We start from the raw sequence: 23,811 nt of genomic DNA, 5'->3' as shown, positions 1-23,811 counted from the left end.
TGGTGCGCAACCGCCGCGGTACCACCCCGCTTGCCACACTCTCGCGTGACCGCTCAACTTCAGGCTGTGACGGGCCCACCCGTTCGGCTCTACTGGGCCAGGCTGGCTGTTCTTCCGAAGGCTCCCCGGTGATAGCCGGATCGATGCCGATAGGCCGATTCTACTGAAGCGCTCCAAGGGGCTACCTGGCCGCGGGCTACGCCTGCGGTCGGGTAGCCCCTTGGAGCCCAGAATGCACACTAGCCATTGGACTCAGGCTTGGATCTCGAGAAGCCCGACACGCCACAGCGCGGCGTACATGTGCCGCAGCGGAACACTCAGCAAGCGAGCGGCCCCCTCGACCAGTGGGTCGCCGCCGGCGCCGAACGGCCGGGTGTCGTTCTGCCGCGCCGCCTTCTTGGGCGCGGGAGCCTGAGTCGGGACGTCGCGCACCACGTGCAGCTGTCGCGCGGGCGCTACGGTTACTACTTCGTCGTACAGAGCTGCGGTCATCATCGCCTCCCGGACGGAAAATCAAACGTGGAACATGTGGACACTGACCTGAATTGACCTGGTCCCGTCCCGTAGCGATTCCGCTCTACAAGGCGCGTGATGTCTGGGTTTGACGACTCAGTCGACAACGTCGCGCCGAAGGCCGGATCGGGACGAAACACAGCCCGGATATCGGTCCGGACTATCACCGGAACTCATTCGTCCCTCACCTCCTCACGGTCACGACGCGTGCGGGTACCGCACGATCTAGGTGCACAAAGGGGGAAGGAAAAACCGACCACTGTCGGAAACCCGCACCCCACTCGTCAGAGCTTTGGCACCACACGACGTGTCCGGTAAACCGGAAGCCACCTGGGCTCAACCCTTAAGCCGGGAAGAGCTGTCCTGACCCGGGGCGTCTTTCGACGTTCGGGGTCAGTGGCCTATGTTCGTGTAGCCGCCTCACCTAACGAGGTGCTTGCCTGACCGATCATGCACGACCTATCCGACTCGGTCAACATCATCCGGGCCGCATGTTCGAATCTTTACGCTTCCACGATGCGGGTTGACAGCCATTGGCCAGGGCTCAGCTGCCACTTGTGCGCGGGCGCAGCCCGTCAAGTACCAGTGAAACGACGAAATCCGCGACCTGAGCTGCGGTGACGTCGTCGTCGGTGCTAAGCCGCCGATGCGCCAGTTGGCCCACCAGTGCCGCCACCGTGTACGCGATCATTCGAGGTGGCGCCGACACTACCTCGCCACGCTCCTGAGCAGCGACGATGACGGTTTCGATGTCATCGATGAATCGCTCATAAATCCCGCCGAGATGCTTTTCGAATCGATCGCCCAACGCATAAGCGTCACGGAACAGCAGTTTGACGGTTGCCTTGTCGGCTTCGAAGAACTCGAAGGTTGCCTGCACGCCGGCTTTTAAGGGCGCGTGAAAGGAGGTCCGCGGCGCCGCTGCTTCGCCGGTGAATGACGACAACGTCGCGCTGAGATGCGTACGCAAGGCCTCTTCCTCGGAGGCCATCAACGCATGGAACAAATCGTCCTTGGAGTCGAAGTACCAGTAGACCAACCCGTATGCCAGGCCCGCCTGCTTGGCGATGTCGGCGATGGTGGTGGCGTGAAAACCCTTGCCGGCGAAGACTTTTTTGGCCGCCGCCATGATCTCCTCACGGCGTTGTGTCTTCTCCTCGTCGCTGATCGCCCGGCGCCGCCGGGTACTGGTCCTGGTCACCTGTCAACGAGGGTCTCGAGCTGGCCGATGGTGTCGATGAACTCTTCGACCATTTCGAGCACCACCGAACGCGTCGGCCGCACCCGGTTGAGCGAACCGACGACCTGACCGACGAAGTAGGTCGCAAGCTCACGAGCCTTGGCGCCCGGCTGGCCAGCCGCCTGGTTGATACGCAGCTGTGGCTCATTGATCAGCGCGTTCTGCAACGGCATGCCAAGCGGGTTGGGAGTGTCGGGCCGGTCCCACTCGTCGGTCCAGGCCGTGCGCAGCATCCGCGCGGGCTTGCCCGTCATCGATCGCGACCGCACCGTGTCCGACGAGCTCGCTGCCAGGAATTTGTCCTTAACCACCGGAGGCGTCTCGGCTTCTTCGGTGGTCAACCACACCGAGCCGCACCACACGCCTTCGGCCCCCAGGGCCAGCGCCGCAGCGATCTGGCGGCCGCGGGCGATCCCGCCGGCCGCCAACACGGGCGTCGGCGAAACCGCATCCACCACCTCGGGAACCAGAACCATGGTCGCCACCTCGCCGGTGTGCCCCCCGGCTTCGGTGCCCTGCGCGACGATGAGGTCCACGCCCGCCGCGGTGTGCCGCCGCGCGTGTTCCGTGGTGCCGGCCAGGGCGGCCACCACCACGTTGTGGTCGTGAGCCCGCTGGACAAGATCGCTCGGCGGCGGGCCGAGCGCGCTGGCGATCAACCGGATGTCGTGGGCAAAGGCCACTTCCAGCAGCGGCTCGTAGCCCTTCGGTGCGATGTTCAGTCCGCCACCGGACAACGGTGCGCGCTCCTGCTCGGCAGGTTGAGTGATCCCGTATCGGACCAGCAGATCCTCGACGAAGGCGCGGTGCTCTTCCGGTAACAGGTTGCGGGCTTGCGCCGAGTCGATCCCCCCTTGCTCGGCGCCAATGTAGCGGGGCGGCAACAGCAGGTCGACCCCATACGGCTTGCCGCCGGTTTGCTCCTCGATCCAGCTCAGCTCGCTATCCAGCCGCTTGGGACTGTGCGCGACGGCACCCAGCACCCCGAAACCGCCGGCGTTGGTCACTGCGGCCACGACATCGCGGCAGTGGCTGAAAGCGCAGATCGGGAACTCCACACCGAGCATTTCGGCGACTCTTGTTCGCATTTCGCCGACGCTAAGAGCTATTGATTGATATGTCAATCGAATACGGTAGCCTACCCGCTATGGCCCAGCCGTTGACCGCCGAGCAGCAGCACGAGCGTCGCCAGGCGGTGCGCGACCTAATGCGGAGCACGCCATTCATTGGCGGGCTCGGTGTCGTGTTCGAACGCTACGAACCCGACGACGTGACGATCCGGCTTCCGTTCCGAGAAGACCTCACCAATGACGGCATCTACTTTCATGGCGGGGTGATCGCGTCGGTGATGGACACCGCCGGTGCCGCAGCCGCATGGTCGAACCACGACTTCGACAAGGGCGTACGGGCCTCGACCGTGGCGATGAGCATCCAGTACACCGGCGCGGCCAAGCGCAGCGACCTGCTGTGTCATGCCCGCACTGCCCGGCGGCGCAAGGAACTCATCTTCACCGAGATCAGCGCTACCGATCCCGAGGGCAACATCGTCGCCCATGCCGTGCAGACCTACCGGATCGTGTGAACCGCATCGCCTTGCGGCCTCGCCCAGCGCGCACTCAGCGCGAAAAATCTCGTGAAATCTCGCCGTGGCCGCACGTTCGGCGAGATCACCTGGGCGAGACGCCGTCCGGTGGCCAGCTGGACACCCCTTCTTCCAACGGGACTTTCAGGCTCTGCAGGATCGAGGAGACCATCCGCCACGAGCCAATCGCCGTAACGAGTTCGATGAGAACCGTTGTATCGCCCTGCAATTCGCGCTCACAAGCCGCCCAGCTCTGCGCACTCACGGCGCCGTCGCGCACCACGTCGTCGGTGGCCGCGAGGACGGCGCGCTCGGTCGGCCCGAAGCCGTCGTGGTCCTGCCAATCCCGCACGCCGAGTAGGTCGTCGGCCGACACGCCAAGTCCGGATGCGACGCGCCAGTGCTGGGTCCACTCGTAGTCGCACGCGGTGAGCCAGCCGATCCGCATGATCACCAATTCGCGCAGCCGTGGCTCCAGGGCACCGTGCCACAGCATGGTGGCGAGCAGGTCGTTGAAGGTCCGCGCCAGTCGCGGATGATTCAGCAGTACCTGGAAGATGGACAGCTCGGCCATGTAATCGGGCACGCCGGCTTCATCGGCAGCGGCCTTGGCCTCGTCGACCGGCAACAGAGGTACCCGGGTTGACTTCATGGGTGAGGTCATGGTGTAAGCACTCCGTGTACTGGGGGAAGGCCGTCGCGTTCTCCGGCCATGGTAGCCAGCAGGTCCTCAGCATCTTCGAGGCGCGCGCAGCGGCGGGGCAGACTGTCGAAGGGGTAGCGACCGGCCACCAACAGATCAAGCGCGGCCCGGTATGCGGTGGCATCGACGCCGAGGGCGCCCATCACGCGCAGCTCCTTGACCACGACCACGTCGGGTGAGAATCCGGGCGCGCCGCTGCCGAAACCTCGGGTGCCGGCGACAACGACCGTCCCAGCAGGACGAGCCAGCGCGACCGCCTGCGCGAACGCAGCCGGCGCCTTCGCGGTGACATCGAGCACGACGTCAGCAAGCCCACCGGTGTGCTGTGCGAGTGCGGCGACCGGATCGTCAACGGCAACGTCGACGGCCAGGTCGACACCGAACCGGGAGGCGAGCGCTAACCGCTCGGCGTCACGGGGGCCCACGCCGGTAACCATCACGAACCCGGCGCCTGCCTCTCTTGCCGCCGCGGCGGCGCACAGCCCCCGGATACCCGGGCCCAGCACCGCTACGACGTCGCCCGGTTTGGTACCGGGAACCGTTACCCCCCAACGTATTCCGGCGCCCAGCGGATTGAATAAGGTGGCCACTTCGGGGCTGAGGTCGCCGGAAACCGGCAACACCATCGAATCGGGCGCCAGGTACTGGTACTCGGCGTAGCCACCCCACAGTCCGGGCTCACGGTCGACCGGAATGAAGCCGTACATGTCGGCCAATCCGTGCTTTATGCAGCGCCGGTACTCGCCGGCCAGACAGTTTGCGCATTGACGACAGGACTGGAAGACCTCGACGGCTACCCGATCGCCCGCCGAGACGCCCCACCGCGCCTCCGCCTGTGGTCCGATCACCTCAATCGTCCCGACCGTCTCGTGGCCTGGTACGAACGCAAAGCCGCCAGAAAGCTCGCCGGTGTACTGCTCGTGATCGGTCCCGCACAGCCCGCAGGCCTCGACCCGCACCAGTGCGCCGTCCGCACCGATATCGGGAAGCGCGTACTCCCGGACGACCAGGTTGCGCGGGGCCACCAGCACTAATGCCCGGGCCACCACGCCGTCCGACATAGCGTTAAGCGTCCAAGCGGCTGAACTCGAGCCGGCCGCCCGGCTTGGGTCACGATGCCAGCCCTTTCTACCTGTGGCACAAGGCAAATCCAAAATGCACCCCGACGACTGCCGGAGCCTTACCGTCCCAACTAGCGGATTCACGACTTTCGTCGTGGCAACGGTCGCCGACGTCGTCGGAATCAGTGCGGGACGGTTTCGCACATTACCTCCCGGCGCACGACCTCCGTGGGCTGTATTGCTGAAGTCGACCGGTCGCGTCGGCGGACCACAGCCAAAACGTCGGCGCGTTGATCCCCGATCGGATGACGCTGAGCAGGAAGGATGACGTCCAGCCCGGGAAGGAATGAGGTGAGGCGACGGTGGATCGGCAGCAAGTCACTCCGGTGGCCATCATCGGCATGGCATGCCGCTTGCCCGGCGGCATCGATTCCGCCAACTCGTGGTGGGACGCGCTGCTGCGCGGCGATGACCTGATCACCGAGGTTCCGGCCGACCGCTGGGACGCCGACGACTACTACGACCCCGAGCCGGGCGTTCCCGGCCGTTCGGTGTCGCGCTGGGGCGGCTTCCTGAGCGACGTCGCCGGATTCGATCCGGAGTTCTTCGGCATCGGCGAGCGAGAAGCCACGGCGATCGACCCGCAGCACCGACTGCTCATGCAAGTTTCGTGGGAGGCCGTGGAGCATGCCGGTCTGACACCCAGCTCCCGCGCCGACTCGCTGACCGGCGTGTTCGTCGGCATGTGCCACGACGACTACGCTCACGTCACCAACGCGGCGGGCGCCCTGGGCGATGCCTATGGGTTCACCGGCACCGCGCTGAGCATGGCGTCCGGGCGGGTGTCGTATGCCCTGGGGCTGCGCGGTCCATCTCTCACCGTGGACACCGCGTGTTCGTCGAGCCTTGTTGCGGTGCACCTGGCGTGCCGCAGCCTGCACGAACACGAGAGCGACCTGGCCCTCGCCGGCGGCTGCATGGTGATGCTCGAACCGCAGATGTATGCGTCGGCCTCCGGGCTGGGCATGCTGTCCCCCACCGGACGCTGCCGAACGTTCGATGTCGCCGCCGACGGTTTCGTCCGGTCCGAGGCCTGCGCCATGGTGTTGTTGAAGCGACTCCCCGAGGCGCTGCGAGACGGCGACCGGATCCTGGCCGTCCTGCGCGGCACCGCAATGACTCAGGACGGTCGCACCGACACCATCACGGCCCCGTCGTTGGACGCCCAGGTCGCGGCTTATCGCGCGGCGTTGGCGGCCGCGGGCGTCCAGCCCGACACGATCGGAATGATCGAAGCGCACGGCACCGGCACCCCGGTGGGTGATCCGATCGAGTTCAGCAGTCTCACAACGGTTTACGGCACCAACGGCCGGTCTTGCGCACTCGGCTCGGCCAAGAGCAATATCGGCCACACCGAGGCGGCTGCCGGCGTGGTCGGCATCATCAAAGCGGTTCTGTCGCTACACCACGGCGTGGTGCCGCCGATGGCCCATTTCACCCGGCTGCCCGACGAGCTCGCCGCGATCGATACCGGACTGTTTGTGCCGCAGCGTATTACGCCTTGGCCTGACGGCGGCATCGCGACGCCGCGGCGGGCCGCGGTGTCGTCGTACGGAATGTCGGGGACCAACGCGCACGCCATCCTCGAACAGGCACCCGAGATTGCGCGCAAGCCGGAGGTTGTCCCCGCGACGACGGGGCTGTTTCTCTTGTCGGCCACATCAGCCGAGTCGTTGCGGCACACGGCGATTCGGCTCGCGGACTGGACCGAGTGCCACGACGTGGCCCCTGCGGATCTCGCCTATACCTTGGCGCGCCGGCGCGCCCACCGACCGGTGCGCACCGCGCTCATAGCCAGCAGCAAGCTCGAGCTCGTCGACCAGCTGCGCGAGTTCGCCCGTGGCGACGGGCCGCTGCAGACCGCGGCCGGTCTCGACGACCGCGGGCCGGTGTGGGTGTTCTCCGGGCAAGGCTCGCAATGGGCGGCTATGGGTGCCGACCTACTTTGCACCGAGCCGACGTTCGCGGCCACCGTGGCGGCGGCCGAACCGCTGATCGCTCGAGAGGCCGGCTTCTCGGTGACCGAAGCCCTCACCGCACCCCACACCGTGACCGGCATCGACCGGGTGCAGCCGACCCTGTTCACTATGCAGGTCGCGCTAGCGGCCACGATGGAATCCCTTGGCGTGCGCCCGGGTGCGGTGATCGGGCACTCCCTCGGGGAAGTGGCGGCGGCCGTCGTCGCGGGCGCCCTGTCACTGCACGACGGTATCCGGGTGATTTGCCGGCGCTCTCGCCTGTGCACCCGGCTGGCCGGCGGCGGCGCGATGGCAGCGATCGAACTGCCCGCGCAGCAGGTTCGCGAAGAGCTGGCCCGACGCGGCATCAAGGACGTGGCAATCGCCGTCGTCGCATCACCGCACTCCGCCGTGATCGGCGGCGCGACGGAAAGAGTGCGCCAACTGATCACGGCGTGGGAGGAATGCGACGTCTTGGCCCGCGTGGTCGCCGTCGACGTCGCATCGCACACCCCGCAGGTCGATCCCATTCTCGACGAGCTGTCCGAGTTGCTGGCCGGCTTGACGCCGCAAATTCCGCGCATTCCGTATTATTCGGCGACGCTGTTCGATCCGCGTGATCGCCCGCCGTGCGATGCCCGCTACTGGGTGGACAACCTGCGTCACACGGTGCGGTTCTCCGCCGCGGTCAAAGCCGCGCTCGAGGATGGGCACCGGGTGTTCGGCGAATTGTCGCCGCATCCGCTGCTGACCCGCGCCATCGAGCAGACCGCCGGTGCCCTGGACATGCCGGCGGCCGCGATCCCGGCAATGCGCCGCGAACAGCCGGCCCCGCACGGTCTGAAAGTTTTTCTGGGCGAGCTGCACAACGCGGGGGCCGCTGTGGATTTCGCCGCGCTGTATCCCGATGGACGCCTGGTGGACGCCCCGCTGCCGGTGTGGACCAACCGGCCCTTGTTGCTTGTCCCGGAAAAGCCCGTCCGGAACGTCAATACCGTTGCCGCGCATCCACTTCTGGGCGTCCATCTCCAACTGATGGAAGAGCCGGAGCGGCATGCCTGGCAGGGCGATGTCGGCACGGTGATGCTGCCGTGGTCGGCTGATCACCAGATCAACCGCGTGGCTGCCCTCCCGGGCGCGGCGTATTGCGAAATGGCGTTAGCCGCGGCCGCAACCGTGCTCGGCGAGCGGTCCGAGGTCCGCGATCTGCGCTTCGAAGACATGCTGCTGTTGGACGACGAGACGCCGGTCGGCGCCACCGCAGCCGTGGCACCTTCCGGCGCCGCTGCCTTCGTCGTCCATACCGGAGAACAGGTGCGCCGAGCCGCCGCCATCCTGCACCCAACCGACGCTGATCTACCGCTTGCCCTTGACATCGACGCGCTGCTGAGTGCCCATCCGCGCCGCCTAGACGGGGCACAGTTGCGAAAGTGGTTCGACGAGAGGGGCGTCCAATTTGGTCCCGCATTCACGGGCTTGGTCGCCGCGTGGGTTGCCCACGGCACGGTCAGCACCGTGCTGGCCGAGATCGGGCTGCCCAGGTCGATCCGCAACCAGCAGGCCGGATACGTGACCCACCCGGCACTGCTGGACGCCTGCTGGCAGTCCGTCGCGGCCCATCCCGCCGTCCGCGGCGTCGGCAACGGCGGCCTGTTGCTGCCGCTCAGCGTGCGCCGCCTGCGGTCCTACGCGACAACAAGGACCGCCCGCTACTGCTACACCAGGGTGACCGCCTGCGGCAGCAATGTCGAGGCCGACATCGACGTGCTGGACGAGCGCGGGAAGGTGCTGCTGGAGGCGCGCGGCCTGCTGATGGGTACCGGATTCTCCGAAAGCGCCGACCGTGACCGCTTGCTCGGGGAGCGGCTGTTGGGCATCGAATGGCAGGCCCGCGAGCTTCCGGAGACCACCGCTGGTCCCGGAAGATGGCTGCTTATAAGCCTTTCCGACGATCCATTGGTGACCGGGTTGGCCGAGGCGCTGCGGCGGCGCGGCGGGGAAGCCAGCAGCATGGGCTGGCGTCAGACCAGGGCGCCGATCCGACTCGCGGGGTTCACCAGCGTGGTCGTGCTCGCCGCAACCACCGGCACCGACCCGCGAAGCAGCGATTGTGTCCGCGACCTGATTCACATCGCCCGTGAACTGCCTGAGGTGCGCGGCGAGGCACCCAGGCTCTACGTGGTGACCCGTAACGCCCAGGCCGTGGTTGCCGACGACCAGGTCAACCTCGCGCACGCCGGGGTGCGCGGGCTGCTGCGGGCCATCGGCGCCGAGCACCCGTACCTGCGCACCACCCATATCGACGTCGACTCGCGAACCAGTACGGAAAGCATTGCACAGCAGTTGCTTTCAGGTTCGGCCGAGGATGAGACCGCCTGGCGCAACGACGAGTGGATGACCGCACGGCTGTGCCCGGCCCCGCTGCGTCCCGACGAGCGGGTGAGCACGGTGGTCGACCACCGGCGCGGCGGCATCAGGTTGCGGGTCCGGACGCCCGGTGACCTGCAGACGATCGAGGCGGTCAAGGTCGAACGGCAAGCGCCGGGCCCGGGCCAGATCGAGGTCGCGGTCAACGCCGCCAGCGTCAACTTCGCCGACGTGCTGGCCGCGTTCGGCCGCTACCCTGCATACGACGGGCAGCAGCCCCAGCTCGGCTTGGATTTCGCGGGAGTAGTGACCGCCGTCGGCTCCGACGTGACCGACCATCAGGTCGGTGACCGTGTCGGCGGCATCTCGCCGAGCGGATGTTGGAGCACATTCGTCACTTGTGACGCCACGTTGGCCGTGACGCTGCCGTCCGACCTCACCGATGGCCAGGCCGCTGCTATCACCACCGCATCAGCCACCGCCTGGTACGGCCTGCACGAGTTGGCTCGAATCGGATCCGGCGACAAGGTGCTGATCCACTCCGGCACCGGCGGCGTGGGCCAGGCTGCGATCGCCATCGCGCGTAGCTTCGGCGCCGACATCTTCGCCACCGCCGGCAGCCAGCAACGTCGAGAGACGCTGCGCGCCATGGGCATTGAGCACATCTACGACTCACGCAACACCGATTTCGCCGAGCAGATCCGTTGTGACACCGACGGTTACGGCGTCGACATCGTGCTCAACTCACTGACCGGCGCCGCCCAGCGCGCCGGAATTGACTTGCTGGCCTTCGGTGGCCGCTTCGTGGAAATCGGAAAGCGCGACATCTACCGCGACGCAAAACTGGGTCTTTTCGCGTTCCGCCGCAACCTCTCACTGCATGCCGTCGACCTGGCGCTAATGTCCGTCACCCATCCACAGCGGGTGCGGGCGTTGCTGAGTGAGGTGTACCGGCGCACGGCAGATGGCGCCCTGCCCTGCCCGCCTTGCACCCACTACCCACTCGACAATGCGGCCAGCGCGATTCGGGCCATGAGCGCCGCGACCCACTTCGGCAAGCTCATTCTCGACATTCCCCGCACGGCCTGCAGCACCGCGGTGGTGCCCCCCGAACAGGTTCCGGCCTTCCGCCCCGACGGTTCCTACATCGTCACCGGCGGCCTCGGCGGTCTAGGACTATTCCTCGCCGAACAGATGGCCGCCGCCGGCGCCGGCCGCATCGTCCTCAACTCACGGTCGGTACCGAACCAAAAAGCCTTGGAAACAATCAAATTCGTCCGAGCGACCGGCGCCGACGTGGTAGTGGAATGCGGCGATATCGCCGTAGCAGGCACCGCCGACCGGCTGGTCGCCGCGGCGACCGCCACCGGAATTCCCTTGCGTGGCGTGCTGCACGCGGCCGCGGTGGTCGAGGACGCGACGTTGACCAACATCACCGACGAACTGCTGGAACGGGACTGGGCGCCGAAGGTGCACGGCGCTTGGCATCTGCACCATGCCACCTTAGCTGCGCCGCTGGACTGGTTCTGCACGTTTTCTTCCGCGGCCGCGCTATTGGGTTCGCCGGGACAGGGCGCCTACGCTGCGGCCAACAGCTGGCTGGACGGCTTCACCCACTGGCGGCGGGCACAGCGCCGGCCGGCCACCACGATCGCCTGGGGCGCCTGGGCCGAGATCGGCCGCGGCGCAGGCCTGGCCGACGGTGGGAACACCACGATGATCGCCCCCGACGAAGGTGCCTACGCGTTCGCAGCGCTGCTGCGCCACACCCGTTGCTACGCCGGCTACACCCCGACGACAGGCTCACCATGGCTGGACGCGCTGACCGAACGATCCCCGTTCGGCGAAATATTCAGTGCCGCCGGGTCGAACGGGCGGCACGCCAACAGCACCGCCGCGTTCCGCGCCGGGTTGTTGCAGCGTCCCGCCGACGAATGGCCCAGCCAACTAAGGAGTTTGGTGTCCGAACAGATCAGCCAGATCCTGCGGCGCACCGTCGACCCGGACCGGCCGCTGTCGGACTACGGCCTCGATTCCCTCGGAAACCTCGAGCTGCGCACCCGGCTGGAGACCGACACCGGAATCCGGCTCAGCTCCACCGACATCACCACGGTGCGAGATCTGGCAGACCAGCTGTGCGAAATGCTCACGCTGGCGCAAGACACTCCGGCGTCAATGTGAGGATCCACCGCCGTCACGAAATACCCTGAGATGCCGCCGCACTGACTCCGAGGAGCGAATTTGGTCGTCATGGGCCATCTGGGTCTCGGAACGGTCAGTGACTGGGTTCCGGCCCCAGGTTCGGCCTGGCTCTGGCGCGCCTCGCCCAGGTCGCTGCAGAAGGCGCGGCAAGCACCAACAAGCACGGTGCCGCCGAGCTACATCCAGGCCCGTCATCTGCGGAGCTTTTGCGAGCAACAGCTCCGTGGGCGCGAAATGTCGCGGCTGTTGGTGATCGCCTTCGACATCCCCGGCCAGTGCGATATCCGAGCGTTGACTTACGTCTTCAACGCGCACCTTCGTCGGCATGACACCTATCGCAGTTGGTTCGAGTTCACGGACTCCACTCGCATCGTTCGGCATACCATGACCGATCCCGCCGATATCGAGCTGATCGCGGTCGAGCGGGGCGAGATGACCCCGAAACAGTGGCAGGTCCACCTGTTGGCGACGCCCGGCCCACTGGACTGGGAATGCTTCAGGTTCGCGATCATCCAGCGCGATGACCACTTCACCGTCTGCATCAGTGTCGACCACCTGCACGTCGACCCCATGTACATCGGCAGCGTCTTCTGGGAGATCCGGGCGATGTACAACGCGCTGATGGACGGCGACGGACCCATCGCGCTTCCGCCGGCGGGCAGCTATGCCGACTACTGCCTGCGCGAGCGCGCTTACACTTCGAGCTTGACGTTAAGATCCCCGGAAATTGGCCGGTGGATCGACATCTTCGAGGCCAACGACGGATCGCTGCCCTCGTTCCCGCTGCCCCTCGGTGACACATCGCTGTCGACCAGGGGTGAGCTGCTTTCGCTGCAGCTGCTCGACGCGCAGCAAACGGCGCGGTTCGAAGCCGCCTGCACTGCGGCAGGCGCCCGGTTCAGCGGTGGCGTGTTCGCCGCTGCCGCCCTGACCGATTTCGCATTGACCGGTTCAGAGACTTACTACGCCGTCACTCCCGTCGGGACGCGCAGGACATCCGCAGAGTTCCTGACCACCGGCTGGTTTATCGGGCACGTCCCGTTCGCGGTGCCGGTCGCCTCGTCGTTCGCTGCAACCGCCCGCGGAGCCCAGACCGCATTCGACTCCAGCACCCACCTGGCTAACGTGCCGTTCGAGCGGGTTCTGGAATTGGCGCGCTGGCTTCGCAAACCCCCCGCCATCGGGGGTTTCCCCATGTTGTCGTTCTTGGACTGGGGCGTACCTCCCCTTTCCGCGGTTATCGCAACGCAGCTCGGCCGGATGAACACCCGAGCCTTCAACGACGGCCGGATCGCCGCGCGAGTCTGCATGTGGGTCAATAAATTTCATGAGGAAACCACCGTGACCGCGTCGTTTCCGAGCAATCCGATCGCTCATGAGTCCATAGCCCGGTACCTCGAAACCATGAAATCGGTGTATTTGCAGGTGGCGGCGGGCCGGGAGCTCACATTGTCTCGCGGCGCGGCCCAGCTGCAGTCGTAGGTCTAATCCGAAGTTGCTGCGGTGAGAACGTTCGAACCCCCAGTTGAGCTGGGGGTTCGATGTTTTCGGGGGTGGATGTTTTGGCTACTGCAGGGTTAGCGGGATGGTTGTGTTGAGGAGTTGGAAGGCTTGGTGTTGGGTGCGGGTGGCCTCGGCGAGCATGGGCACGGTGGTGTTGGTGGCGGGGAAGCGGATTTGGTTGCGGGTCAGGGTGGCTAGGTGGGTGAGTAGTCCTTGGTAGCTGTGGGTGGGTAGTTGGGTGTTGGCGGTGGTTTTGCGCGCGGCTTTGGTGGCGGCTTGGTCGGATCGGTGCGCGGGTGCGACGGGGTTGTTTGGGGTGGGGGGGTTTTCGTCGGTGAAGGTCAACGGTGCCAAGGCTTGACGCAGGTGCCAAGTGAGGTAGGCGGCGAGCATGCAGATCAGGACGTGGGCGCGGACACGCTCGTCGAGCCGGTGGTGGATCGGGCGCAGGTCTAAATCGTCGGTTTTAAGGCTGCGGAAGTCGCGTTCGACTTTGGCGAGGTTTTTATAGGCGCCGATTACGGCGGCGGTGGCCAGGTCGGTGGCGGGCACGCTGGTGCGCAGCACGTAGATGCCGTCCAGGGCGGCTTCGGCGGTGATCTGGGTGTGCTTGCGGGTGATGGTCACGGTGGTGTCGGTGATGGAGAGGTGCAGGTGTTTGGCCATCTTGTATTTGTCGATGACTTTGCCGATTTTGAGGCCGATCTTGTCGGCACCGGCCAGTCGCCCGGCGGCCACGGCGGCGGTGATGGGGGCCAGGAGTTGTTCTGTGGCGGTGAGCAATTCGGCGCGTTTGCGGGCGCGTTCGGCGGCCAGCAGGGGGTTGCGGCAGCAGATCAGCCGTTCGCCGGGATAGTCGGGGTGGGTGATCTCGGCGAAGTCCTGGTCATCAAACAGCGACATCTGCAATGGCCCGTCATCGGCGGCCAGGGCCGCGATGGACGGCGCGCGCAGCGCGGTCAGCCAGCCGATTCCGCCGAGGTCTTTAAGGGCGGCGATGCGCGCGGAGGTGATCATGCCGCGGTCGCCGACCATCACCATGTTGGTCAGCCCGAAGCTGTCTTTGACCGCGCTGACCGCGGCGCTAAACGCGATCGGGTCGGCGGTGTTGCCGGCAAACACCCGGATCGCGACCGGGCGCCCTGCGGAGTCGGTGAGCAATCCGTACTCGATCTGTGGGCAGCCTTTCTTGCCGTCGCGAGAGTAGCCGCGGGCCGCCAACTCACAACACCGACCGGTTACCCACGAGGAGGACAGGTCGAACATCGCGATCCGCGACGGGTTCACGTCGGCACCCAGATGCCGTGCCGCTAACTGCTTCTCGATGTGGTCTTGGCGCTCGTAGAGCCAGTCCATCGCCGCATACACCTCATCGCTGCCCGCGCCGGTAATCCCCAGATCGGGCCCCAGAGTGGTGTCGGCCCATCCGGTGAGCGTGGACAGTTTCGAACCGGGTCGAAGCACCCGCGACACGATCAGCCCATAGGCCAGGTCGCGGGCCCGGCAGGCAGGCCCCAGCAGGGCGGGCAGACCCAACGTGCGCGCCATGGTGTGCACCGCCGCGACGTGCCCGTGCGGTGAGGATGATTCGATGCGCACCGCGTCACCGGCGGCCACCATCGTCGCACCGGCCAGCACCGCCTCGATCGCGCTGATCGCCGCCTCGGGCAGGGCGGACAAGTTGGCCAGTTGCTGGTGTTTGACCTTGCCGCCGTCGCGGAAGCTACGCCGCAGATACACCGACTGGTAGTCACGACGCTGCCCGGTTTTATCCACATGACTGCTCTTGATCCTGGCCACGTGCATCGCGCCGGACTGCCGTGTCATACCGCTAATACTAACGGTATTCATAAGCACGCCTTACGCGACACACCATCAATTTTGGCTACAATTTCAGATCACTCGACGTAATAGCCGCAGGCCAGACACACAATCAGCGTTCAATCACGCCGTAACTTCGGTCTAATCATCGTCCGGTTACCAATCGATCTCTGGAATCAGACCGAATTCGGCGAAAGTATCCGAAATAGCTTCCCGCAGCTCATCTTTCGTATTTTGCCGGTCTAAGAGATACGCGGAGATCCTGATGAAGATCCTGCCGCGGTCTCGTCCAGAAACCAACAACAGTTGGCCACCCATGCCCTCGAGCGTGCTTCTCTTCATACCGGGCTCGAAGGGTCTCATGTGCGCTTGGTCGGCGTCGGTGCCGTCGGGCCGGTTCAAGGCTGGGGGCAGCTCACCGATATTGGAAACAGTGACCGGAAGAGTGGCGCCTCCCGCGGCCACCCCGGTCAGTTTCCTGGCGACCCGCTTGGGTGTCATTGGTGTCAGTGGAAGCGGCGCCAACCACTCGTTGTCGGACTTGTCCATCGCTTCGAGGATCGTTTGCGTGATCTTGAGGTGAACGTCACGAAGGTCTGTCGACGCGCGAGTTGGGTCGACCGCGACGTCTACAGCCGTGATCGCGTTGCCACGGACATCGCCGTTGGTCCGGAGGTTTGCGACGAGTCGCAGCGTCACCGCTCCATCGTCGTTCACCCGCCCCACCCTTACCGCTAGTCTGCACGCGACTCCTGCCACAAGCGAATGACTGCTTGCACCAAGCTTTTTCGCGAGTGCATCCCATTCCGGCAGGTCGATATATGCAGTAAGTGCCGGCATCTCAATTGTTCGATCCTCGCTGGCCGTCCTCGGAGGAGGTGGTGCCGCCTTGATCGTTGATCTGAGTTCTTTGCGGTCGCGCCAGGCCCTTCGAGCGACGGCGACCAACGCGTGCCCAATGTCGGGCAGTTCCTTGACGGTTTGCCGGAAATCCTCGTGCAACGCCCGTCTGCGGGGGCGGGAACCAGCAGGCGGATAACCCAGCTTGTGCGTCCTGCCCTCCGCTGCATCGGCAATCGCCTGGCCGAAAGCGATCGCGTCGACGACGGCATGCGAAACCACCAGGCTCACCGCAGTCCCGCCATCCTCGAGCGGAAGCACCCCGAGATGCCAGCCGGGTCCCCACTCCGGATCGACGGGTATACGGGCCCGCTCGTCGGCCCACGCACTCACATCGACGCGCGGCCGCGGCGTTGCGGCGACGTCCATGTCCCGCGACCCCGGAGCCAATACCCAGCGATCCCGCGCGAAGGGCAACGGAGACCGCTCGATCGTGCGTCCAAACAACCCGGACCCAAGGTTTCGGTGAAAACGCCGTAGCCCATCAATATCGGCGCCACGGTCGTATATCCAGGTCACCTGGATCAGCGCGCCGTGCACCGCTCGCGTCGCGAGAAACGCGGCTTGGTCGAGGTATGCGAGCAGATTGTCCACCGACTCGCCGCCGTACGTCGCGACCTGAGCCGCCGGAACCCCGGGCGCCGCGGTCTCGGTGAGCAGGTCAGCCAGGTGGTTTGCGAGCGCGCTGGGCGTGGAGTGTTCGAAGACCAGGGTGGCCGGCAGGGTTAGCCCGGTTTCGATACTCAGGGTGTTGCGTAGTTCCAGGGCGGTGAGCGAGTCGATGCCGAGGTCTTTAAACGCCAGGTCGGCATCGACGGCGTCCGGGTCCCGGAAGGCTAATACGGTAGCGGTGGCGCGGGCCACCATCGTGGTCACGGTGTGGAGTCGCTCTTCTGCAGTTTGACCGGCCAACTTCTCCCGAAGCCCAGAGTCGTTCGCGGCCAGTGTCGTACTGGTGGTTTCACCGGTGTTCGAGCGCGCCATCAGTTCGGTCAGCAGGGGGTGTGACCGGCGGACGGTGAACGCGGGCACAAATCGGTCCCAAGAAACATCGGCGAGGGTCACCTGTGTGTCGCCCGCCTCGATGGCCTGTTGCAGCGCGGCCAGCGCAGTCGTGGGCGGGATCGGGTTGATTCCGATTCGCTGGAAAATGTCGAGGACCTCAGGTGGCATGTTGCTGGTCTCGTCCGCCCACAGGCCGAACGCCGCCGCCACCGCCGTGCATCCATTGCTACGCAACCGCGCGGCCAGCCCATCAATGTGGGCGTTGGCGGCGGCATAGGCGGCTTGGTGCGCACCGCCCCACGTCGCTGCCGCGGAGGAGAACAAAATGAAGGTTTCTGGCGGGTCGTCCTCGAGCAGTTCCGCCAGGTTGTCGGCCCCAACCGCCTTGGCGGCATAACTGTCAGCGAGTTCCGCTGCGGATGTGTCGGATATGGTGTTCCATCCGATTGCTGCTGCGGCATGGACAACGGTCTTAAGAGGTCCATATGCACTGCGAGCGTTGGCAATAGCTGCCGCCAAAGCCGACCGGTCGCTCACGTCAACCGATAACGCCGCCGTGGCCACCCCACGCGCCTGGAGCTCCTTTTCAAGTTCGGCTAGCTGGGGATCCTCTGCGGCGTTGCGGCTCAGTAGGACAAGGGGGTTTGCGCCCCCTTCTGCGAGCCAGCCAATGACGTGTTTACCCAAACGCCCTGTCGCGCCAGTGACCAGAGCCGCCCCAGATGGCTTCCAGCTGCGTGCTCGTTCGACACGCTCTAACGGCAACGGCGCCTCGACCAAGCGACGCGCGCTCACACCGTGTCGCCGTATCGCGAGCTGGTCTTCCGATTGCGTGCAACTCAGTATCCCGTATAGGTGCTCGATATCGCGCGGTGTCGCGCTCGGCGGGAGATCAACCAACCCGCCCCATTGATCGGGGTGCTCGAGGCATACCGACTGTCCTAGCCCCCATGCCGCGGACTGGCTCGGACTCGCAGGACCATCGTCTGTTGATACAGAAACCGCACCTTGAGTGATGACCCACAGTGGTATTCCGACACCGGAATCGCAATGAGCTTGCGCGACAAGAAGCGTCGAAAACAAACCGACTGATATCCCAGGAAAGTCTCGATGCGCCCGCTCATCTGTAGCCAAGAAGGAAGCAATGCCGTCATAGTGAGCTCGTGTAGTAGCCGCCTTCACAAGGGCCGACAACGAGTTCCTGTCAAGCTCGCTCGGATCGACGGTGAGCACATCTACAGCCTCTGCATACCTTGCAGACAAGCCAGCGATCCACACATCATCGGCTTGTTCAGGGGAGGCCAAAACCAGCCACCGCCGACGGGCCAGTGGGAAGGTATTCGGGGTAATCGCTCGCCAGTCGACCCGGTAGCGCAACTTGTTCGCCGCTGACCGCACACCAAGGTCGCTGCGCCACCGCCGCAGGGCGTGCACCACGGCTGCCAGTGATGCCCCGTCTTGGGCCTCGCTTAACCCCAACACCTGCGCGAACGCATCAACGGCGTCATCCTCAACGGCCTTCCACAGCGCACCTTCGGCAGGGCCACTGACCTCGGCGGCGGGGGTGGGGTGCAGCCAGTAGCGGCGATGCTCGAAGGGGTAAGTGGGCAACCCGACCGTACGGGCGTGGGGATACAGGGCCGACCACGACGGACTGTGGCCGTGACTGTGCAGCTGGGCGAACGCGGTAGCCAAGCTATCTTGGTCGGGCCGGTCCCGGTGCAACGTGATGATCACCGCCGACTGGGTCCGCCCCGCGGCCTGAGCCAAGGTGTCGGTGATCGCTGGGGCCAACACCGGATGTGGGGACAACTCCACGAACGTGCACTCACCGGCGGCCAGACGGTCGAGCACACTGTCATGAAACCGGACCGGCTCACGCAGATTGCGATACCAGTACTCGGCGTCCATTTTGGTGGTGTCAAGGGGATCGACTGAAAATGCGTCTCCCACAGTGGAATACAGCGGGATGCGGGCGGGCGCTGGAACCAGATCAGCAAGCTCGCCCAGCAGGCGCTCGCGCAGTGGTTCGACCTGAGCAGAATGCGAGGCGTAATCAACAGCGATCTGCCGGATCTGAATACCGTCACCGTCACAGGCCGCGGTGAACTGCTGCAGCGCGGCGGGCTCGCCGCTGATAATGGTGTGTGAGGGGCCGTTGACCGCCGCGATGCTCAACGCCTCACCCCAAGATCGCAGGCGCGGATACACTTCGTCGGCGCCCAACAGGACCGACGCCATCGCACCGGCGCCACTCAGGGCGCTCAGCGCCGCACTGCGCCGCGCCACCACCCTGGCGGCCTCAGGCAAGGAAAACACCCCGGCGATATAGGCAGCGGCGATCTCTCCTTGGGAGTGACCGATCACCGCGTCAGGAACAATGCCGTAGTGGCCTAACACCTCGGCCAGCGACACCATCATGGTGAAGAGCACCGGCTGCACTACATCCACTCGGTCCAGCGCCGGGGCCCCCGGATCCTGACACAAGACTTCGCGCACCGACCAGCCCGTGATCGGGCGCAATGCCTCGTCGCAGTCATCTACGGTGGCGGCGAACACACGATGGTGTTCGTAGAGCTCGCGACCCATGCCGGGGTATTGGCCGCCCTGGCCGGGCAAGACGAACACCGTTTTACCGCGATGGTGGGCCAGACCGCTGTGTTTGGTCAGCTGCGGGTGGGGTTGGCCGCTGCGCAGGGCATCTAGGGCCGCCAGCAGGTCTTCGCGCGCATCGGCGGTGGCCACCGGCGCGGTGATCACTGCCCGATGGAGGTGGTGAGTGCGAGTGGCGGCCAGACTGTAGGCCACATCGGTGAGATCCAGGTCGGGATTTGAGACCACGTGCCGGTGCAACCGGTCGGCCTGCGCGCACAATGCCGCGGGGCTGCGCGCCGAAAGCGGCCAGATCGGCAACCCAAACTCAACACCGCGATCGGTTTGCTCAGCCGGGGCCCGCGTGTCAGCCGGTCCGCCCGCCGGGGCGGGGGCCTGTTGCAGGATCAAATGCGCGTTGGTGCCGCTGATCCCGAACGAGGACACCGCGGCGGTCCGGGGACGACCGGTGACCGGCCAGGGCGCCGCCTCGGTGAGCAACCGCACCGCCCCGGCCGACCAGTCAATATGCGGACTGGGCTGATCGACATGCAGCGTCGGAGGCAGGACGTCGTGGTTGAGCGCCTCAATCATCTTGATCAGGCCGGCGGCCCCGGCGGCGGCCTGAGTATGGCCGATATTGGATTTGATGGACCCCAGCCACAGCGGACATTCGGGATCCCGGGTAGCACCGTAGGTCGCGATCAAGGCCCCGGCTTCGATCGGATCCCCCAGGCTGGTGCCGGTGCCATGGGCCTCTACGACGTCAACCTCGTCAAGCCCGATACCGGCGTTAGCGGCTGCTTGTCGGATCACGCCTTGTTGAGCGGGCCCGTTGGGGGCGGTCAAGCCGTTGGAGGCGCCGTCTTGGTTGATCGCCGATCCCGCAATGACCGCCAACACTGGATGGTTGTTGAGATGGGCATCGCTGAGCCGTTCCAGGACTAACACCGCGGCCCCTTCACCCCAGCCGGTGCCATCGGCGGCGGCGGAGAACGCTTTGCACCGCCCATCAGCGGCCAACCCGCGTTGCCGGGCGAACTCGGTGAACACCGTCGGTGTGGTCATCACCGTGACCCCACCCGCAAGGGCGAGGCTGCATTCCCCGTTTCTCAAGGACTGACCCGCCAGATGGGTGGCCACCAGCGACGACGAACATGCGGTGTCCACGGTGATGGCCGGGCCCTGCAATCCCAACGCATAAGCGACACGCCCAGACGCCACGCTGGTGGACAGACCGGTTAGGGCGTATCCCTCCACGCCGTCAGAACCGCCGGCGCCGTACGATTGTGACCACGCCCCAACGAACACCCCGGTCGCAGAGCGCACCAAACTACCGGGATCGATTTGAGCGGTTTCCAACGCTTCCCAGCACACCTCCAGCAGCAACCGCTGCTGAGGATCCATGGATTGGGCCTCGCGCGGCGAGATCCCGAAGAATTCCGCGTCGAAGGCGGCCGCGTCCGACAAAAATCCTCCGGTGCGGGTGTAGGTCTTGCCCACGGCATCAGGATCGGGATCGAACAAATCCGCCAGGTTCCAGCCACGGTCGTTCGGAAACCCCCCCAGCGCGTCGGTGCCGCTGGCCACCAGATCCCACAGTGCCGCCGCCGAATCCACCCCGCCAGGGAACCGGCACGCCATCCCCACCACTGCTACCGGCTCGTCTGATGCAACCCGCGATTCCACCGGTGGCGCCGCCGCGGCCGATCCGCTCAGTCGCTGGCCCAAGTGGGTGGCCAGCTCATCCGGGGTGGGGTAGTCGAAAGCCAGAGTAGGTGGCAATTCCAGCTCGGTGACGGTCTTGAGCCGGTCGAGCAACTCGGTAGCTTTCACCGAGTCAAACCCCAGGTCCTGAAACGCGCACTCAGGGTCGATGTCGTTAGGGCGAGGATTGCCCAACACCGCTGCCACCTGCGAGCACACCACCTCCACCAGCAGGTCATGTTGCTGCTGCCGGAGCGTGCGCAGGCGTTGGGCCGACCCCGAGTCGGCCCCGGCGCGCACGCCGGTGTCATCGACCGTGCGCTGGCGTGGCTGGCGACTCAACCCGTCCATGCGGGTGAACTCATCGCGCAGATACCGCTGCAGACAATCCCTGCGTCTGACCTTGCCGCTTGTGGTGAGGGGAATCGAATGAGGGGGCACCAGAACGAGATCCGCCACACTAAGACCGTGTGATTTCGATATCGCGGAGGTGATTTCACGCCTCACGACGCCCATCCGCGTCGCGGCCTCTTCGGAGTCGCCGCTGGGCTTGAGTTCGACGATGGTGACCAGCTTCTCAACACCGTCATCATCCGGAACCGCAATCGCCACGCAGCGGTTTCGGGTGATCTCCTGGATCGTCGCCTCGATGTCGTCGGGAGAGTGGTTGCGCCCGTAGACGATCAGGAGATCCTTGATACGTCCGACGATGAACAACTCGCCGTCGGAGAAGAAGCCCAAATCTCCGGTCCTCAGCCAAGGCCCTTCGGGTGTGCCGGCCGACGGACCGACAAGCGTTGCGCCGAAGGTACGTTCGGTCTCTTCAGGTTTCTGCCAATAGCCTGCAGCGACGTTGTCGCCATGCACCCAGATCTCACCGGTCGTTCCCGCCGGACACTCAATACTGGTCTCGGGATCGACGATCCGCACGGTCGGCGACTGCGGCATTCCGTAACTGATCAGCGGTGTGCCGTCTCCGCTTGCGCACCGCTGCGCGTGGCCGGCGGTCAGTTTCTCGGATTCGAAAAATACGGTTACTGGTGGTTCGCCCGCTTGGCGGATCGCCACGTACAGTGTGGCTTCCGCGAGCCCATACCCGGGCCGTAACGCCTCGGGGCGAAGATTGAAACGGGCGAATCTCTCGGCGAAGCGCCTCAGCGTCGCGGGTTGTACGCGTTCGGCACCGTTGATGATGTTGCGTACGCCCCCGAGGTCAAGCCCGGCCAGGTCGTCGTCTGTTGTTTTTCGCGCCGCCAATTCGAAAGCAATGTTCGGCGCTGCCGAAAATGCGTGACTGTTGGTTGCCAGCAATTGCATCCACCGCGCTGGTCGCTGCAGGAACGACGCCGGGCTCGTGAGCACAGCACGCAGTCCCCCCAGAATCGGGAAGAAAATTCCCAGTACCAAACCCATGTCGTGAAAGAACGGCACCCACGACACCACCGTGGTGTCCGGCGGAGCAACCCCACCGTCGCCCCGGTCATACAAGGCGGACATGAGCTGTTCGACATTGACCTGAATGTTTCTGTGCGAGACCTCGACTCCGGCCGGCGTACGGGTCGACCCCGAGGTGTATTGCAAATGCGCAATATCCGGCAGACCATCGGGCTCGGTAGCGGGTCCATGCTGCGAGTCCAGGTCCAGCAAATCGAGCTCGATGACTGACGGCCGGGATTCGGGGGGCCGCGCCTTGATGTAGTCGGCGATGTTCCCTGCGACATGAGATGTCGCGAGAATGGCTGACGGCGACGCGTCAGCCAGGACCGCACTTACCCGCTCATCGCTGGCACCACCCTGCGGAGCCGATAGCGGAACCGCGATCTGACCCGCCTGCAGTGCGCCTAGAAAAGCGACGAGGTAGTCAAGTCCTTGCGGCGCCAATATCACCGCGCGGTCACCGGTTGACCCGCAAGCTTTGAGCTCCTGTGCGACGTTCAGCGTGCGCCGATACAGCTGCGACCACGTCAGGCTTTCCGCAACGCCCGCCGGGTCCACGTCGTAATCAACGAAGGTGAACGCTGTCTCATGAGGCCGTAGACTGGCATGTCTACGCAGCACAGCGGGGACGGAAGGCTCGGGCACGGCTCGACGATACCGCGACGACTAGACCGGCGTGACCAAAGCCTTGATCTGGATTCTCACCTTCTGCGAGCACGATACGCCCTGGCAGTTTGACTGAGATTTTGGCGCCCTCTCCGGCTCGGACGGTACATAACGCTGGTCAACAGCAGCCACAACTTCGCACTGGCGATCGTTGAATGTCCCCGGCAACTAAGCGGTTTCGGCTATCAGCCACTTACAAGACCGAGCTGATCAACCCGGGGGCAAGCCGTCCAATGCATCCACAACGTTGGCCACGCCCGCATGAAGCCCTCGCCCCACCGGTGCCTAGGCGAGTACAGGCCGCTCGCACCCGCAACCCCTACAGCGTGAGCGAGCACGATCCGGGCCCAACGCCGCGCTAGGAAGACAACCTGGGGGTAGCTCAGGACCTCGCTCTGGAGCACCAGCCATCAGGTGACCCTGGTATGTGACAGCCGACACAAATTGAAAGTTGGCCATTTTCGCGCGAACCCTTTGGGCTACGCCTAGCATGG

The 23,811-nt window shown here is 65.3% G+C and carries 10 protein-coding genes and 1 riboswitch; of the genes, 3 read left to right on the top strand and 7 right to left on the bottom strand.

What is annotated here, in order from left to right; all coding sequences use genetic code 11:
• Positions 1-252 precede the first annotated feature (252 nt).
• The 3 genes from AADZ78_RS11650 to AADZ78_RS11640 all read right to left on the bottom strand — a co-directional run bounded on the left by AADZ78_RS11650 (position 253) and on the right by AADZ78_RS11640 (position 2,841).
• The gene (locus AADZ78_RS11650; RefSeq protein ID WP_085252276.1) at positions 253-492 is read right to left on the bottom strand and encodes an Rv1535 family protein; all 240 of its coding nucleotides are present in this window, start codon (positions 490-492) and stop codon (positions 253-255) included.
• Positions 493-782: 290 nt separating this feature from the next.
• Positions 783-952, bottom strand: a riboswitch (M-box (ykoK) riboswitch).
• 105 nt (positions 953-1,057) lie between these two features.
• On the bottom strand, positions 1,058-1,714 hold the full coding sequence (locus tag AADZ78_RS11645) for a TetR/AcrR family transcriptional regulator (RefSeq protein ID WP_085252249.1): 657 nt from the start codon (positions 1,712-1,714) through the stop codon (positions 1,058-1,060).
• Positions 1,711-2,841 carry an NAD(P)H-dependent flavin oxidoreductase gene (locus AADZ78_RS11640; protein ID WP_085252250.1) on the bottom strand — a complete coding sequence of 377 codons (1,131 nt, stop codon included), beginning with the start codon at positions 2,839-2,841 and terminating at the stop codon, positions 1,711-1,713. Before AADZ78_RS11640 ends, AADZ78_RS11645 begins: the two co-directional genes overlap by 4 nt.
• 59 nt (positions 2,842-2,900) lie before the next feature.
• Here AADZ78_RS11640 and AADZ78_RS11635 point away from each other — a divergent pair, with 59 nt between their 5' ends.
• Entirely contained in the window at positions 2,901-3,335 is a 435-nt protein-coding gene (locus AADZ78_RS11635) for a PaaI family thioesterase (RefSeq protein WP_085252251.1), read from the top strand.
• 85 nt (positions 3,336-3,420) lie between these two features.
• Here the strand turns inward: AADZ78_RS11635 and AADZ78_RS11630 are convergent, their stop codons facing one another.
• Positions 3,421-3,987, bottom strand: coding sequence for a carboxymuconolactone decarboxylase family protein (locus tag AADZ78_RS11630; protein WP_085252252.1), 567 nt, complete (start codon positions 3,985-3,987; stop codon positions 3,421-3,423).
• 8 nt (positions 3,988-3,995) lie between these two features.
• Positions 3,996-5,099, bottom strand: a complete 1,104-nt coding sequence (locus tag AADZ78_RS11625) for a zinc-dependent alcohol dehydrogenase (RefSeq protein ID WP_085252253.1) — start codon at positions 5,097-5,099, stop codon at positions 3,996-3,998.
• A 401-nt stretch (positions 5,100-5,500) separates the two neighbouring features.
• On the opposite strand from AADZ78_RS11625, the gene pks2 reads away from it, so the two are divergent.
• Both pks2 and AADZ78_RS11615 read left to right on the top strand, forming a co-directional pair.
• Positions 5,501-11,665, top strand: coding sequence for a sulfolipid-1 biosynthesis phthioceranic/hydroxyphthioceranic acid synthase (gene pks2 / locus AADZ78_RS11620; RefSeq protein WP_239656837.1), 6,165 nt, complete (start codon positions 5,501-5,503; stop codon positions 11,663-11,665).
• Between the two features lie 69 nt (positions 11,666-11,734).
• Positions 11,735-13,168: a condensation domain-containing protein gene (locus AADZ78_RS11615; RefSeq protein WP_169726373.1), complete on the top strand. Its 1,434-nt coding sequence runs from the start codon at positions 11,735-11,737 to the stop codon at positions 13,166-13,168.
• Between the two features lie 84 nt (positions 13,169-13,252).
• Here the strand turns inward: AADZ78_RS11615 and AADZ78_RS11610 are convergent, their stop codons facing one another.
• A complete protein-coding gene (locus AADZ78_RS11610; RefSeq protein WP_239656896.1) occupies positions 13,253-15,016 on the bottom strand; it encodes an IS1634 family transposase in 1,764 nt (587 codons plus the stop codon).
• A 150-nt stretch (positions 15,017-15,166) separates the two neighbouring features.
• Positions 15,167-23,296: a type I polyketide synthase gene (locus AADZ78_RS11605; RefSeq protein WP_085252255.1), complete on the bottom strand. Its 8,130-nt coding sequence runs from the start codon at positions 23,294-23,296 to the stop codon at positions 15,167-15,169.
• Positions 23,297-23,811: the final 515 nt, after the last annotated feature.

This window comes from Mycobacterium riyadhense (assembly GCF_963853645.1).
GTDB classification, from domain to species: domain Bacteria; phylum Actinomycetota; class Actinomycetes; order Mycobacteriales; family Mycobacteriaceae; genus Mycobacterium; species Mycobacterium riyadhense.
This window is presented reverse-complemented; position numbering and strand designations above follow the sequence as displayed.